12 protein-coding genes, 2 pseudogenes and 1 riboswitch are annotated in these 14,868 nt (G+C 73.9%); of the genes and pseudogenes, 10 read left to right on the top strand and 4 right to left on the bottom strand.

Going from position 1 to position 14,868, the window contains the following annotated elements:
• Window positions 1-40 precede the first annotated feature (40 nt).
• Window positions 41-787, top strand: a complete 747-nt coding sequence (gene fabG / locus UWG_RS0122675) for a 3-oxoacyl-ACP reductase FabG (protein WP_016909494.1) — start codon at window positions 41-43, stop codon at window positions 785-787.
• Window positions 788-1,075: 288 nt separating this feature from the next.
• On the opposite strand, the gene UWG_RS0122670 is transcribed toward fabG, so the two are convergent.
• Together UWG_RS0122670 and UWG_RS0122665 are read right to left on the bottom strand one after the other, a co-directional pair.
• Entirely contained in the window at window positions 1,076-1,579 is a 504-nt protein-coding gene (locus tag UWG_RS0122670; protein ID WP_016909493.1) for a dihydrofolate reductase, read from the bottom strand.
• Complete coding sequence (locus tag UWG_RS0122665) at window positions 1,576-2,373, bottom strand: thymidylate synthase (RefSeq protein WP_016909492.1); 798 nt, start codon at window positions 2,371-2,373, stop codon at window positions 1,576-1,578. Before UWG_RS0122665 ends, UWG_RS0122670 begins: the two co-directional genes overlap by 4 nt.
• A gap of 140 nt (window positions 2,374-2,513) precedes the next feature.
• Here UWG_RS0122665 and UWG_RS0122660 point away from each other — a divergent pair, with 140 nt between their 5' ends.
• The 3 genes and pseudogenes from UWG_RS0122660 (at window position 2,514) to UWG_RS0122650 (ending at window position 5,451) form a co-directional block, all read left to right on the top strand.
• A complete protein-coding gene (locus UWG_RS0122660) occupies window positions 2,514-4,034 on the top strand; it encodes an MmgE/PrpD family protein (RefSeq protein ID WP_016909491.1) in 1,521 nt (506 codons plus the stop codon).
• Window positions 3,991-4,959 (top strand): annotated as a pseudogene (gene prpB / locus UWG_RS31560) (methylisocitrate lyase). Before UWG_RS0122660 ends, prpB begins: the two are co-directional and overlap by 44 nt.
• A 255-nt stretch (window positions 4,960-5,214) precedes the next feature.
• Window positions 5,215-5,451 carry a hypothetical protein gene (locus UWG_RS0122650; protein ID WP_016909490.1) on the top strand — a complete coding sequence of 79 codons (237 nt, stop codon included), beginning with the start codon at window positions 5,215-5,217 and terminating at the stop codon, window positions 5,449-5,451.
• A 19-nt stretch (window positions 5,452-5,470) separates the two neighbouring features.
• Here UWG_RS0122650 and UWG_RS0122645 read toward each other — a convergent pair whose 3' ends face one another.
• Window positions 5,471-6,007, bottom strand: coding sequence for a DUF488 domain-containing protein (locus UWG_RS0122645; protein WP_016909489.1), 537 nt, complete (start codon window positions 6,005-6,007; stop codon window positions 5,471-5,473).
• A complete protein-coding gene (locus tag UWG_RS0122640; RefSeq protein WP_016909488.1) occupies window positions 6,004-6,225 on the bottom strand; it encodes a hypervirulence associated TUDOR domain-containing protein in 222 nt (73 codons plus the stop codon). The genes UWG_RS0122645 and UWG_RS0122640 overlap by 4 nt, the downstream gene beginning before the upstream one ends.
• Window positions 6,226-6,434: 209 nt before the next feature.
• Here UWG_RS0122640 and UWG_RS0122635 point away from each other — a divergent pair, with 209 nt between their 5' ends.
• From UWG_RS0122635 to UWG_RS0122610, 6 genes and pseudogenes are all read left to right on the top strand, one after another.
• Window positions 6,435-7,091, top strand: coding sequence for an ATP-dependent endonuclease (locus UWG_RS0122635; protein WP_016909487.1), 657 nt, complete (start codon window positions 6,435-6,437; stop codon window positions 7,089-7,091).
• Between the two features lie 180 nt (window positions 7,092-7,271).
• A pseudogene (locus tag UWG_RS34390) lies at window positions 7,272-9,388 on the top strand (SpoIIE family protein phosphatase).
• 203 nt (window positions 9,389-9,591) lie between these two features.
• Window positions 9,592-9,718: riboswitch (cobalamin riboswitch) on the top strand.
• Window positions 9,719-9,770: 52 nt separating this feature from the next.
• On the top strand, window positions 9,771-11,333 hold the full coding sequence (locus tag UWG_RS0122625) for an ABC transporter substrate-binding protein (RefSeq protein ID WP_272943209.1): 1,563 nt from the start codon (window positions 9,771-9,773) through the stop codon (window positions 11,331-11,333).
• A gap of 1 nt (window position 11,334) precedes the next feature.
• Window positions 11,335-12,282, top strand: coding sequence for an ABC transporter permease (locus UWG_RS0122620; protein WP_016909485.1), 948 nt, complete (start codon window positions 11,335-11,337; stop codon window positions 12,280-12,282).
• Window positions 12,279-13,088 (top strand): ABC transporter permease, encoded by an 810-nt coding sequence (locus tag UWG_RS0122615; RefSeq protein WP_016909484.1) that lies wholly within the window; start codon window positions 12,279-12,281, stop codon window positions 13,086-13,088. Before UWG_RS0122620 ends, UWG_RS0122615 begins: the two co-directional genes overlap by 4 nt.
• Complete coding sequence (locus UWG_RS0122610; RefSeq protein WP_016909483.1) at window positions 13,085-14,632, top strand: ABC transporter ATP-binding protein; 1,548 nt, start codon at window positions 13,085-13,087, stop codon at window positions 14,630-14,632. The genes UWG_RS0122615 and UWG_RS0122610 overlap by 4 nt, the downstream gene beginning before the upstream one ends.
• Window positions 14,633-14,868 lie beyond the last annotated feature (236 nt).

Genomic DNA, 14,868 nt, shown 5'->3' with positions numbered 1-14,868 from the left:
CGATCCACCGACTCGTCTCCGCCAAGGTCGAGTCGGCCGCATGACCGCCGGGGACAGGCCGGTGGCGCTCGTGTCCGGAGGGTCGCGCGGCATCGGGCGGGCCGCCGTGCTCCGCCTGGCGGCCGACGGCTTCGACGTGGCGTTCTGCTACGTCTCCAGCCCGGAGAAGGCCGACGAGGTAGCGGCGGAAGCACGCCGGGCCGGCGCAAGGGTACTGGCGCGCAGGACCGACGTCTCGGTGGCGGGCGAGGCCGAGGCGCTGGTCTCCGAGACCGAAAGCGAACTCGGCCCGCTGGGAACGGTGGTGGCGAACGCCGGCGTGGCGCGGGACCGGCTCTTTGCCGGAATGGCCCACGACGAGTGGGACACGGTCGTCCGCACCAACCTCGACGGCACATACCACGTCTGCCGTGCCGCCGCACGCTCGCTCATGCGGCACGACAACGGGGCCGTCGTCACCGTGTCCTCGGTGGCGGGTATCCACGGAAACGTCGGCCAGTCGAACTACGCGGCGTCCAAAGCCGGGATCATCGGGTTCACGAAGTCGATCGCGAAGGAACTCGGCCGCTTCGGAGTGCGGGTCAACTGCGTTGCGCCCGGCATGATATCGACGGACATGATCGACGACCTCAGCGAGCGGAAGCGCAAGGAACAGCTCGACAGGATCCCGCTTCGCCGCCCCGGAACGCCGGAAGAGGTCGCTGATCTCGTGTCCTTCCTCGTCTCCGACCGCGCCTCCTACATCACGGGACAGATCCTGGGCATCGACGGCGGCTTCTCGCTCTGACCCTCCACGCCGAGGGCCGCAGTCGTGACCGCGGCCGAGAGGAGGACGGTGGGTACCACCCGCACGGTGGCGCCCTTCGCACCCCTGACCCGTGTGTGTGCTGCTCGTCGGCCACCGGAACTCGTTCGTCCACACGCTGGGTGACCACTCCCGGCAGGAGGCCACCGAAGCCGCCACGTCCTGTCACGGGTTCGTGCCCGAGCTGCTGGACGAGTACGGACCGGGCCGGGTGGTGCCTTCGCCCGGACCCGGGCGTCAACTGCCCTTTGCGCGCAGGGCAGTTGACGGTCACCGGGTGTACGTACGGATGCGGTAGCGCAACCCGGTCCTGGAGGTCTGCCATCCCCTGTCCTCGGTGACCGTCCACGTGCCGTCGGGTGTCGGCGCGTAGGTGTCGCCGTCCACCGCCACGTCGACCTCCGTGACGGAGAGCGTCGTGGCGTACTCCAGCGCGGCGCGGTAGATCTCGCCCCCGCCGATGACCCACACCGCGGCAGGGCCGGTTTGCTCCCACGGTTCGGCTGCAAGGTCGAGAGCCCCGGCGACGGACCCGGCGCGTTCCGCGCCCTCGGCCGCCCACCGCGCGTCGCGCGTCACGACGATGTTCCGCCTGCCGGGCAGCGGGCGGACCCGCTGGGGCAGCGCGTCCCACGTCCGGCGCCCCATGACCACCGGGCAGCCGAGGGTGGTGGCTTTGAAGTGCGCCATGTCCTCGGGCAGTCGCCAGGGGATCGTGTTGTCGGCGCCGATCACGCCGTCGAGGGTCTGCGCCCAGATCAGCCCGACGTTCATACGGCGACCGGGGCCTTGATGGCGGGGTGGTGCCGGTAGTCGCGCACTTCCACGTCGGAGTAGGCGTAGTCGAAGAGCGAGTCGGCCCGGCGCAGGTGCAGCCGGGGGAACTCGAACGGCGTGCGCGAGAGTTGCTCGGTCACCTGCTCGACGTGGTTGTCGTAGATGTGGCAGTCGCCGCCGGTCCAGAGGAACTCGCCCGGCTCCAGGCCGGTTTGCTGCGCCACCATGTGCGTGAGCAGGGCGTAGCTGGCGATGTTGAACGGGAGGCCGAGGAAGAGGTCCGCGCTGCGCTGGTAGAGCTGGCAGGAGAGCTGCCCGTCGGCGACGTAGAACTGGAAGAGGGCGTGGCACGGTGCCAGTGCCATCTCGGGCAGCTCGGCGACGTTCCACGCGGAGACGAGCATCCGGCGGGAGTCCGGGTCGCGGCGCAGCGTGTCGAGGACCTCGCTGAGCTGATCGATGTGCCTGCCGTCGGGGGCCGGCCACGAGCGCCACTGCGCGCCGTAGACCGGGCCGAGATCGCCGTTCGCGTCGGCCCACTCGTCCCAGATGGTGACGCCGCGCTCGCGCAGCCAGCCGACGTTGGTGTCGCCCCGCAGGAACCACAGCAGTTCGTGGACGACGGACTTGAGGTGCACCTTCTTACTGGTGATCAGGGGGAACCCCTGCGACAGGTCGTAGCGGAGCTGGTGCCCGAAGACGCTCCGGGTGCCGGTGCCCGTGCGGTCCGCCTTGGCCGTCCCGGAGGTCAGCACCAGCCGCAACAGGTCTTCATACTGGGTGTCCGCCACGGCCGAGGAGCCTACTGGGCCACCGGCCTCCGAGTCCACCGCACGCCGCTTCGACCAGGCGTTCCTCGTCGGGACGTCCGGCCGACGGGGATGGAATGCTCGGTCGGAGAGCAACTGTCGCGCACGGAGTGAGGAGTCCCGTGATCGAGCACCGGGTACGCGTCCATCCCAGCGCGGACGAGTTGCCGCGCGCGGAACAGCTCGCCTGGAAGCTGGCGGAGGTCGCCACGGCGACGCCGCCGGCGGACGGCCTCGACCCGCGGGCCGTCGGCATGGCGGCGAACCGTGTGATCGACAACGCGTCGGTCGCAGTGGCTTCGCTGCGTCGTCGTCCCGTTGCCGTCGCGCGTGGTCAGGCGCGCCCGCACGTGCTCGCGCCGGGGGCCTCGGTCTTCGGCACCGCGCCGCGGCTGCGGGTCTCGCCCGAGTGGGCGGCCTGGGCGAACGGCACCGCGGTACGGGAGTTGGACTTCCACGACACCTTCCTGGCCGCCGACTACTCCCACCCGGGCGACAACATCCCGCCGCTGCTCGCCGTCGCCCAGCACACGGGCCGCGGCGGCGCCGAGCTGCTGCGCGGCATCGTCGCGGCGTACGAGATCCACGTGGCGCTGGTGAAGGGGATCTGCCTGCACGCGCACCGCATCGACCACGTCGCGCACCTCGGTGCGGCCACGGCCTGCGGGCTGGGCGCGCTGCTCGCGCTCGACACGGCGACGGTCCACCAGGCTGTGCAGCAGGCGGTGCACACCACCACCGCGACCCGTCAGTCGCGCAAGGGCGAGATCTCGTCGTGGAAGGCGTTCGCGCCGGCCTTCGCGGGCAAGGCGGCGATCGAGGCGGTGGACCGCGCGATGCGCGGCGAGTCGGCGCCCTCGCCCGTCTACGAGGGCGAAGACGGCTTCGTGGCCTGGATGTTGGACGGCCCGGACGCGGTGTACACGGTGGCGCTGCCCGAGCCGGGCGAGGCCCGCCGCGGCATCCTCGACACCTACACCAAGGAGCACGCCGCCGAGTACCAGGCGCAGGCCGTCATCGACCTGGCGCGACGGCTGCGCGAGCGCCTCGCCTCTCCCGCGGACGTCCGGCAGATCGTCCTGCACACCAGCCACCACACCCACCACGTGATCGGCACGGGCGCGGGGGACCCGCAGAAGTACGACCCCGGCGCGAGCCGCGAGACGCTCGACCACTCGGTGCCGTACATCCTCGCCGTCGCGCTCGAGGACGGGACCTGGCACCACGAGCGCTCCTACGCGCCCGAGCGCGCCCGGCGCCCGGAGACGGTCGCATTGTGGCGGAGGATCTCCACCGTCGAGGACCCGGAGTGGACCCGCCGGTACCACGACCCCGACCCGACCAGGCGGGCGTTCGGCGGGCGGGCCGTCGTCACACTGCGGGACGGCACGGTGCTGGAGGACGAACTCGCCGTCGCCGACGCCCATCCGGCCGGAGCCCGTCCCTTCGACCGGGACGCCTACACGCGCAAGTTCCGCACCCTCACCGAGGGCACCGTGCCCCGCGGTGCGCAGGACGCCTTCCTGCACTCCGTCGAGCGCCTCCCCGACTTGGACGCGGCCGGCCTCGCGGAGCTGTTCCCCGCCGTGGACAGGGACGCTGTCGACGCGTACGACGCCACGCTCCCGAACGGACTCTTCTGATGCCGCACCCCGCACCACCCACGCCGAGCGGCGCTGCCGGCTGCGTGAGCTCCTCGCCTCGGGCCGACTCGTGCGGATTCCGGGGGCGCTCAATCCCTACTCGCCCTACTCGGCGCGGCTCGTCCAGAAGCACGGCTTCGAGGCGGTCCACCTGTCGGGCGCCGTGCTCTCCGCCGAACTCTGCCTGCCCGCCATCGGGTTGACGACGTCGGCGGAGACCGCCGCCCGTGCCCAGCAGGTGACGCGGGTGACCGATCTGCCGGTGCTGATCGACGCGGACACCGGCTTCGGCGCGCCCGTCAACGCGGCGCGCACCGCCAGCTCTTCGAGGACGCCGGCCTGGCGGGTATGCACCTGGAGGACCAGACGGCCGTCAAGCGCTGCGGCCACCTCGAAGGCAAGACGCTCGTCGCGCGCCGGGAGATGGCGCAACGGGTGCGCGCGGCCGCCGACGCCCGACGCGACGGCGACTTCCTCCTCATGGCCCGCACCGACGCGCGGGCGGTCGAGGGCCTCGACGCGGCGATCGACCGCGAAGGCGTACGTCGACGCCGGCGCCGACGCGATCTTTCCCGAGGCCCTCGCCGACGAGGCCGAGTTCGCGGCGTTCCGCAGGGCACTCGACGTGCCGCTGCTGGCGAACCTGACCGAGTTCGGCAAGACCCCGCTCCTCGGCGCCCGCACCCCGGAGGACCTCGGCTACAACCTCGCGCTCTATCCGGTCACGCTCTTCCGCCTCGCCAACGGCGCCGTCGAGGACGGTCTGCGCACTCTCGCCGCCGAGGGAACCCAGGGATCGCTGTTGCCGCGGATGCAGACCCGCTCCCGCCTCCACGAGGTCCTCGGCTGCGCCGACTACTCCGCGTTCGACTCCGCAGTGCCGCCCGACGCCCGAACACCGGGCCGTCGGTCCTCCGCACGGTAGCGGGAGCCGACGCCTCCCGGTTCGTGGACGCCGGGTCGCCGCGAACCCGGTGGCCCCGCAGCGAGGCCAGGACCGCGGTCTTCGTCAACTGCGCCCGCACGCCGGAACGTTGTACGGCAAGGGAGCCGCCCCGGGCGCGGAAGGCGGGGCGTACCGGCCGGTGGTCGGGCTGCGCCATACGGACGAGAGAGTGCGTCGCTCCGCAGCGCGCGGGGTACGGACGGGCTCCGATCCACTCGCGCACGAGGAGGCGACATGTCCGCATGCGAGGTTTGCGGCAACGAGTATCCGCACGCCATCGAGGTCCGCGCAGCAGGCCGGGTGCACGTCTTCGACAGCCTGGAGTGCGCCGCACACAAGTTGGCGCCCATCTGCGAGAACTGCGGCTGCCGCGTCCTCGGCCACGGGATGGAGGCGGACGGGCACTACTACTGCTGCGCGCACTGCGCCCGTACGCAAGGGCGCGCCCAGCTCGCGGACAGCACCGCGTAGGCACGGCCGAGGGGCGCCGCTACCGGGCAGCCGGGTAGGTGACGCCGCGGTCGTCGCCGACGACGGCGCCCGCGCTGAGCCGTGCGGCTTCCAGCCGGTTCCCGCCGAGGATGTGGAAGACCGCGTCCTCGTGGGCGAGCAGGTGGTCGGCGATGATCCGCCGGTGGCATCGCCACCACACGGCCTCCGAGCACATCACGGCGGTTCGGCGCGCGGCGCCCGCGTCGCGCAGGCCGTCCAGCGCACGACGGAACTCCGCGGAGAGCGCGTGGTCCGCGTAGTTGTGGAAGCTGCGGTTCTCCCACCAGGCGTTGACCTCCCACGGGACCTCCGAGCTGACCGGGCGGCGCCCCGTCAACCCCGCCACGTGCCGGAGCCCGACCCCGTCCTCGGCGAGGGCGGCGGCGAGGGTGTCCTCGTCGAACTGCGGGTGCCGCGCGGAGCCCGGGTGCCTGCGGACGTCGACGACGAGTTCGATGCCGCTCGCCCGGAGCAGCTCGGTGAACTCGGCGAGCGTGCGGTTCGAGTGCCCGAGCGTCCAGAACGGGGTGCTCACCGATCGTCGTCGACGAGCCGGAGCGCGCTCCCCTTGTGGGCCGCGACGTGGCCCGTCGTGTCGCTCTCGATCTCGTACTGCGGGTCGTCGGGCGAGGCCCGGCGGGTGTGGCCCTTGTAGTCGAAGTCCTCGGTGTGCACCTCGGTGATCCGCCCCGAGACGTGGCCGGCTTCCGAGTTCCACGTCACGTGGTCACCGACGGAGAAACGATGGGACATCAGCACTCCTTTCCTCCCGCGCCATGGGAACACCGGGCGCCTCCCGAACCCGTGAGGCCGACCGGGAAACCCCGCCGCACTCACCGGTGTTGCGCAGGCGAGGCCCCGGAGCGGCCGTCCGCCGTGCCCGGATAACCACTTGCCCGCCGGGCCGTCGCTCAGAATCATGCAGGAGGGCGGTCCGGAGCGACGTCGGGAGGCGAGGTCCCGTGGACGAGTTGAGCCGGTTCCGCCTGGCACTGGGCGCGTGGGCGGCCGGCGGGACGCGGGCGGACGAGGGCGCGTCGGTGGCGCGGGAGCTGGCCGGCGGGGCGCTGCGGACGGTCGTGCTCGTCGAAGGGGAGAGCGACCGGGCCGCGGTCGAGGCGCTGGCCGCACGGTACGGCCGTGACTTGCGCGCGGAGGGCGTCGCGGTCGTACCGCTCGGAGGCGCGACGAGCATCGGGCGGTTCCTGGACGTCTGCGGACCTCCCGGGCTCGGCCTTCCGCTCGCCGGCCTCTGCGACATCGGCGAGGAGCGGCACTTCCGACGCCACCTCGAACGGGTGGGGCTCGGCTCCGGCCTCGCAGAAGCCGGGCTGGAGAGCGTCGGATTCCACATGTGCGTCGCCGACTTGGAGGACGAGCTCATCCGCGCCGTCGGCGCCGAGGGTGTGCAGGAGGTGATCGGGGCTCAGGGCGAGGCCCGGTCCTTCCGCGTCTTCCAGGGGCAGCCGGCGCAGCGGGAGCGGCCGGTGGAGCACCAGCTCCGGCGCTTCATGGGGACGCACAGCGGCCGCAAGGCGCTCTACGCGCAGGCGTTGGTCGCGCACCTGGACCCCGGGCGCGTCCCCCGGCCGCTGGACCGCCTCCTCGCGCACGTCTGACACGGCCGCCGACGGCGTGGGCCCGTCTCCGCGGCCGCATGCCGTACGTCCCGACCCGCCCTATGGTGAGGCGCATGTGGCATTTCCGTGGCACAGCGGTGGCGGCGCTGCGCCTCGTGGTCCCGCCGACGAGCGGCCGGCCGCGGGGCACGGCCGTCTCCCGACGGGGACGGTGAAGGGATGGGCGCGGCCGGCTCCCTCCGGGAGCTCCTCGGCTCCGCTGCGGACCGCTCGGTCGGGGAGACCGGCGCCTCCGTGGGCGCGGTCTACCTGCTCTCGCCGCACCAGGAGGTGCTGCGGCTGACGGCGCTGAGCGGCCTCCCCGCACAGGTCGCCACGCATCTGGCGCGGCTGCCGCTCGCGGACCCGATCCCTCCGGCCGAGGCCGCGCGGGAGCGGCGGCTGGTCTGGGTGCACAGCCAGACCGAACTCGTCCGCCGCTACCCGAGGGCGGCCCTCGTGATGCCGTACGACTTCGCGCTCGCGGCAGCACCGGTCACCAGCGGCCCCCTCGTACGGGGTGTGCTGGTGCTGCTCTGGCCGGCCGCGCACCCCTACCGGCTGAGCGCTCAGGTACGCGACGTCGTCTCCTCGACCTGCCGTCGCGTGGCCGCTCTCCTCGACGCCGACGAGGAGGGCAGCCGGGAGCTCCGCGAAGCCGAGCAGCCCGTGCCGGGCCCGCCGCGCGCCGGCACCGCGCGGCCGGAAGGAGCTTCCGCCGCCGAGGAGTGCCTCGACCGCCTGCCGGAGGGCTACTGCTCGCTGGACACGGGCGGGCGGGTCACGTTCGTCAGCGACGCCGTGGCCGACCTGGTCGGCCGCGCTGCGGGGGAGCTGTGCGGGGCGACGTTGTGGGAGGCGCTGCCGTGGCTGGAGGACCCCGGATTCGTCGACCGCTACCGTGCGGCGGCGATCAGCCGGCGGTCCACCTCCGTCACCGTCGAGCGCCCCGGGCACCAACAGCTCGACGTCGGCTTCCACCCGGACTCCACGGGCGTCAGCCTCCGCCTCACCCCCGCCGACGGCACCGCCTCCGCGGACCGGCCGCCGCACGAGCACCTGGCGGGGGCCGACAGGCCGGGCAGGGCGGGCTCCCTCTACGACGTGCTGCACCTCGCCGCGTCCCTCACCGAGGCCGTCGGCGTGCAGGACGTCGTCGAGCTGGCCTCCGACCGGATCATGCCGGCCTTCGGTGCGCAGGGGTTCGTCCTCTCGGTGGTCGAGGCGGGCAAGCTGCACATCGTCGGTCACCGGGGCTACCGGGACGAGGTCGTCAGCCGTCTCGACCATCCGTCGTTCCGCGACGACGAGGCCCCGACGGTGCGCGCGCTCACCACCGCGTCACCGCTCTTCTTCGTCTCGCCCGAGGAGATGGCGCGGTTCAACCCGGACATCCCGAGGCTCACCGAGCGGGCCGCCTGGGCGTTCCTGCCGCTCATCGTCTCCGGCCACCCGGTCGGCTGCTGCGTGCTCTCCTACGACCGGCCGCGCCCCTTCGACGGCGACGAGCGCGCCGTCCTGACCTCGCTCGCGGCCCTGCTGGCGCAGGCGTTGGACCGCGCCCGCCTCTACGACGCCGAACACCAGCTCGCGCAGGAGCTCCAGACCGCCCTGCTCCCCGCGTCCCTCCCGCGGATGCCGGGACTGGAAGTGGCCGCCAGATACCTGCCCACCTCCACGGGGATGGACGTCGGCGGGGACTTCTACGACCTCATCCGCTGCGGCGAGACAACCGTCGCCGCGACCATCGGCGACGTGCAGGGCCACAGCGTCACCGCCGCCGCGCTCATGGGCCAGGTACGCACCGGCGTCCACGCCACCGCCGGGGCCCCGTGCGGGGGGGGGTCCTCGCCCGTACCAACCGCCTCCTCACCGACCTCGACACGGGCCTCTTCACAAGCTGCCTCTACCTCTCCATCGACCTCGCCCGCCGCCGCGTCCACCTGGCGAGCGCCGGTCATCCGCCGCCGCTGCTGCGCCACCCCGACGGGCGCACCGAGACGCTGGAGCCGCCGTCCGGACTGCTGCTCGGCATCGATCCGGCCGCCGAGTACCAGGCCACCGAGGTCTCCCTGCCGCCGGGTGCGGTGCTCGCCCTCTACACCGACGGGCTCGTCGAGACCCCGGGCGCCCACCTCGACGACGGGATCGCCGATCTCGCCGGCCGGCTCTCGCGCGCACCGCACCGCTCCATGGACGACCTCGCCGACGCGCTCGTCCGCCCGCACGAGCGGACCGACCAACGCCAGGACGACATCGCCCTGCTCGTCATCGGTACGCCACCGGACGACGGTTGACGGGCTCGCGGGGCCGCCCCGCGCCGCTTCCCGGCCTGTCCACCGGGCCCGGAACGCATGCCGCAGTGGGGGCAGTCGGCGCTGCTGCCGCACAGCGTGGCGCCAACTCCCCTCGGTGGGGCGGTAGTTAGGCGTCAGATCCAGCCCGGTGGGAGACCCCGCGGACCTCGTGCGCCACAATGTGCGCACGAGGCGACGGGGACCAGGAAGCCGGTGCGAGTCCGGCACGGTCCCGCCACTGTGACCGGGGAGCGGCCCTCCTGCACGTCACTGTCCGCTGCTGCGGACGGGAAGGCGGAGGCGAGCGACGATCCGGGAGTCAGGAGACTGACCCGTCGCCGGTCCGACGGCAGGGGCGAGGACACCCCGGAGAGGATCGACCGTGACGACGCATGCCCGCGCGGAGAGTGCGCACCGGCCGGAGCCCGGCCGCCGAGGGGTGCTGGCGGCCGGGGGCGCGCTGGCGCTCGGCGCGACAGGACTGCTCACCGGCTGCGGCGGCGACACCAAGGACGGCGGAAGCGGCGACCGCTTCCGCGCCGCGTTCACGGCCGGCGGTTCGCAGGAGACGCTCGACCCGCACGTGGCGCCGAACTTCGTCGACCAGGCCCGCGCCAAGGCGCTCTACGACACGCTCGGCACGTACGCCGACGACATGTCCGTCCGGAAGCGGCTCGCGGAGTCCTGGGAGAGCAACGCGGCGGGGACGCGTTGGCGGATACGGCTGCGCAAGGCCGAGTTCCACGACGGGAAGCCGGTCACGAGCCGGGACGTGCTCTACAGCTACCGCCGCGCCGCCGATCCCGAACTCGGCTCCCCCTCGCAGGAGTTGCTCTCCGCGATCGACTTCGGCGCCAGCCGGGCGGACGGCGCGCGCTCCGTCGTCTTCGTGCTCGAGGCACCGAACTTCGAGTTCCCCACCGTCTTCGCGGGCCCCGGCACCGAGATCGTCCCCGACGGGACCGAGGACTTCCGCGACCCGGTCGGCTCCGGGCCCTTCACCCACGTCTCGTTCACACCCGGCGGTACGGCGCGCTACCGGCGGTGGGCCGACCACTGGGACGGCCCGCCGCACATAGCGGAGCTGGAGATCGTCCCCGCCGACGAGGAGTCGGCGCGGCTCAACTCCCTGCTCTCCGGCCAGGTGCACTACGCGGCCGACATGGCGGGCTCCTCCGTCGAGCGCCTGCGGAAGGACGACGCGACGCGGCTGCTGACGGCCGAGCGGGCCACCGCGCAGCAACTGCTGCTGCGCACCGGCCGCAAGCCCTTCGACGACCCGCGACTGGTCCGGGCCGTGCAACTGGGCATCGACCGCGAAGCGTTGGTCCGCGTGGCCCTCGCCGGCCACGGCGACGTCGGCAACGACCTGTTCGGCCGGGGCCTTCGGGGATACCCCGACGACCTCGAACCCCGCGAGCGGAACGTCGAGGAGGCGCGGAAGCTCGTGAAGGAGGCGGACGCGGAGGGGCTGCGCCTCACCGTGGAGACCAGCTCCGTCGACGCCGCCTGGGAGCCCGCCGTCGAGCTGATGGGGCGCCAGCTCGACGGCGTCGGGCTGCGGCTCACCGGCCGCACCCGGGCCGCCAGCACCTACTTCAGCGAGATCGACACCCAGGGCGTCGCGGCCTTCAACACCACCTCCACGCTGCCCGTCTCCGACTTCCTCCAGCAGCGCGTCCGCGGCGGCGCGGCCCGCAACCAGACGCAGTACGCCTCGAAGAAGTTCGACGCGCTGCTCGACCGCGCCCGCACCACCCGTGACGAGAAGGACCGGCTCGCCCTGCTCGCTCGCGCGCAGCGGCTCGCGAGGGACGAGTCGGGCCTGCTGGTGTGGGCGTTCTCCGACGCCAACGACGCCGTCCGCTCCTCGGTGCGCGGCCTGCGCGCCGCTCCGCCGAACTCGCACGACTGGGCCAGGTTCGACCGGGCCCGCGTAGCCTGAGGTGCGCCGTTACGTCCTGCGGCGCTCGCTCCTCGCGGTGCTCCAGTGCCTCGTGGTGCTCGTCGCGGTCTTCGCCGTCGGTTCGCTGCTGCCGGGCGACACGGCGGACGTGCTCCGCGGAGAACTCGGCACCCCGGAGCAAGTGGCGGCGCTGCGCACGGAGTTGGGCCTCGACGAACCGGTCTCGACGCGCTTCGTGCACTGGCTCGGCGGCCTGTTCACCGGCGACCTCGGGAACTCCCTGACGACCGGCCTGCCGGTCGGCGAGGACCTCGGCCGCCGCGTCGGCGTCACGCTGCTCCTCGGCGCCCCCGCGCTGCTGCTCGTCACGGTGCTGGCGCCGCTCGCGGGCACGGTGTCGGGGCTGAGGGAGGGCAGCCGCGCCGACCGGGCGCTGAACACGGCGGCGGTTCTGCTCCACGCCGTACCGGAGTTCGTCCTCGGGCTGCTCCTCGTCGCGTCGGTGTCCCTCGCCGCCGGGCTGCTGCCGGCCACCGCCGTCGGCATGGACGCGGCGGCGCTGCTGGCCCGGCCGGCCGTACTGGTGCTGCCCGTCGCCGTGCTGACGGCACGGCACCTGTGCGACTTGGCGCGGCAGGTCCGGGCCGGTGTGGCGGCCGAGCGGCACGGCGCCGTCGCCGCGCACCTTCGGTTGCTGGGCATGCGGGAGCGGACGGTGGTACTGCGCCACGTGCTGCCCGGCGCCCTCGGCCCCGCGGCGCAGCAGTACGCGCGTTGTGTGGAGGGGCTGTTGGGCGGTGCCGTGCTCGTGGAGGCGGTGTTCGGCCTCCGCGGAATGGGCACCGGCTTCGTCGAGGCGGTGCAGAACCGGGACCTGCCCCAAGTGCAGGCGTACGCACTGGTGTTCGCGGGGACGGTCGTCGCGGTCAACCTCGTCGGCGACCTCGTCGCGCACCGGCTGGCACCGCGCCGGGAGGTGACGGCGTGAGCGCTGCACGTGGACGCCGCCCGTGGATCGCCCTGGCGCTGCTCGGGACGCCGGTGCTCGTCGCGGTCGTCGGACCGTGGGCCGCCGGGGGATCGCCTTCGACACAGGGCGCGTTGCCTTCCCGGCCGCCCGGCGACGGGCATCCGCTCGGCACGGACGTCCTCGGGCGCGACGTGCTCCGGCTGGTGCTGCACGGGGGAGCCTCGGTGCTGGGCAGCGCCCTCGGCGCGCTGCTCGTCGGCGCGGCGGTCGGGGTGCCGCTGGGGCTGCTCGCGGCGGGGGAGCGGCGCGTCCTCGACGAGTCGGTGATGCGGGGGCTGGACCTGCTGCTCGCTTTTCCCGGGCTGCTGGTGCTGATGACCCTGGCGGCCACGGGGCACCGGGAGTGGTACTGGCTCGTCGCGGTCGCGGGCGTGCTCCAGGTGCCGGCCGTCGCACGCCTCGTGCGCGGGGCGGCGCTGGCGCCGAGCGCGCGGACGGTCGTCGAGGCGCTGCGGATGCAGGGGCGCGGGTGGGCGTACGTCCATCTGCGGCACCTGGCGCGGCAGTTGGCGGCTCCGCTCGCCACCGACGCGGCCGGCCGGTTCTCCGTGGTGCTGTACCTGCTGGCGTCGGCGAACTTCCTCGGCCTGGGGCTGCCCTCTTCCTCGCCGGACTGGGCGGTCCTCGTCGAACGCAACAGCGACGCGCTGTTCACCCAGCCCGCCGCAGTGCTGGTCCCCGCCGGTCTGCTGACGTGCCTGTGCGTCGGCGGCAACCTGCTCGTCGACCGCGCCCTGGCGCGCAGGAGAGAGGTGCGACCGTGACCGGCCACGCGTCCGTTCCGCTGCTCGACGTCGCCGGGGTCTCCGCGCACGCGGACGGGGCCGCGCACCCGCTGCTCGACCGCGTGGGGCTCACCGTCGAGTCCGGCTCCGTCACCGCGGTCGTCGGCCCGTCCGGCAGTGGCAAGACCACGCTCGGCCTTGCGGCGCTGGGGAGTTCACCCCGCGGCGTGCGGCTCGACGGGCGCGTGCTGCTGGCGGGAAAGGACCTGCTCCTCCTGCCGCCCGACCGCCGTCCGGCGGCCAGAGCGGGCCGCGCCGCACACCTTCCGCAGCACCCGGACACGGTGCTCGACCCGGTCCGCCGCGTCGGCGGCGCTCTGACGGAGCTGGCCGCGCTCGGGTGCGCGGGCCGGGGCGCGCGGAAGGCGGCGGCGCGACGCGCTGCGGCCTCCGTCGACCTCGCGTGGGAGACCGTCCGCCGCCGCTTCCCCCACCAGCTCTCCGGCGGCCAGCAGCAGCGGTCGGCGCTCGCCTCCGCCCTGGTGACGGGGGCGCGGCTGCTGGTGCTCGACGAGCCGACGAGCGGTCTCGACCCGGCCCTCGCGCTCGCGCTGGGCCGCACGGTCCGGGCGCTCGCGCGGGACGGTACAGGCGTGCTGCTGCTCAGCCACGACCTGCCGTTGGTGCGCGGGACGGCCGACCGGACCGTCGTGCTGGAGCGCGGCCGGACGGTCGACGAAGGGCCGACCGCGGAGCTGCTCGGCTCGGGTCCCGCCGCCCGCCACCGGGCGACCCGGGAGCTGCTCGCCGCCGAGGACCCCGCACGCGTGGAAGGCGCGGGGAGCGCCCGGTCCGCGGAGTGCGGCGACGGCGTCACTGCCGCGGGCGTCGCGGTGCGCCGCCGGTCCGGCGATCCGCTCGCCGGGCCGGTGACGATGGCGTTCCCGCCCGGCAGCAGGACCGCGCTGCTCGGCCCCTCGGGGTCGGGGAAGACGACGTTCGCACGGGTCCTCGCGGGGCTGACCGCACCGTCCGCGGGCGAGGTGAGGCACGAAGGCCGGCCGCTTCCCCACCGCGTGGGCCGGCGCACGGCGGAGCAGCGCCGCGCAGTGCAGTACGTGCACCAGAGCAGCGCCGGCTCCTTCGAGTCGCACCGTCCGATGCTTCCCCAACTGGCCGACACCGCACAGTTGTTGCGCGGCCGTCCGCACGAGGAGGCGACGGCGGAGGCGCGGACGGCAGCCCGGGCGCTGGGGCTCGAAGACGCACTGCTGCACCGCTTCCCGCACCAGCTCTCCGGCGGCCAGCTCCAACGCTGCGCGCTCGTACGGGCGTTGACGGGTCGCCCGGCACTCCTCGTCTGCGACGAGGCGACCTCGGCGCTCGACACCGTCTCGCGGCAGCAGCTCCTCGACGCGCTTCCCCACCTGCTCGCACCGGCCGGGACCGCGCTGCTCCTCGTCAGCCACGACCTGCCCGCCGTACGGGCGTTGACCGGCGAGGCCGCACTCTTCGACGCGGGGTGCTGTGTACGGCACGGTGCGGTGGATGCGGTGTTGCCGGCTGCGTGGGCGGGCGCCTGAGCGCGGCGCCGGCCGTGGCACGGGCGGTCCGGTGCCGGGTCTATCGCCGCTCGCGGAGAGTGGCTCGGCTCGCGCACGTGCGGGTCGCCGGCGAGTGCGCAGGGCCCGTGTGTCCGTGGGGGCTGCGTTCCGCCGGCGTCGCATGACGGCTGCGACTTCGAACCGGGCCGACGTCCTCCTCAACTCCCGTTCGCACGCCCGCACTTCTCCAACTCTTCCGTGCACCTCCGAAGCGC

Source organism: Streptomyces xiaopingdaonensis (genome assembly GCF_000262345.1).
Classification (GTDB): Bacteria; Actinomycetota; Actinomycetes; order Streptomycetales; family Streptomycetaceae; genus Streptomyces; species Streptomyces xiaopingdaonensis.
Note: the sequence above shows the minus strand (reverse complement) of the source record. Positions and strands in the feature narration are given on the sequence as shown.

What these genes read in the sequence shown, in the direction of transcription:
- fabG (WP_016909494.1), top strand. Translation starts at nt 41, where the DNA reads ATGACCGCCGGGGACAGGCCGGTGGCGCTCGTGTCCGGAGGGTCGCGC.
- UWG_RS0122670 (WP_016909493.1), bottom strand. Translation starts at nt 1,579, where the DNA reads ATGAACGTCGGGCTGATCTGGGCGCAGACCCTCGACGGCGTGATCGGC.
- UWG_RS0122650 (WP_016909490.1), top strand. Translation starts at nt 5,215, where the DNA reads ATGTCCGCATGCGAGGTTTGCGGCAACGAGTATCCGCACGCCATCGAG.
- UWG_RS0122640 (WP_016909488.1), bottom strand. Translation starts at nt 6,225, where the DNA reads ATGTCCCATCGTTTCTCCGTCGGTGACCACGTGACGTGGAACTCGGAA.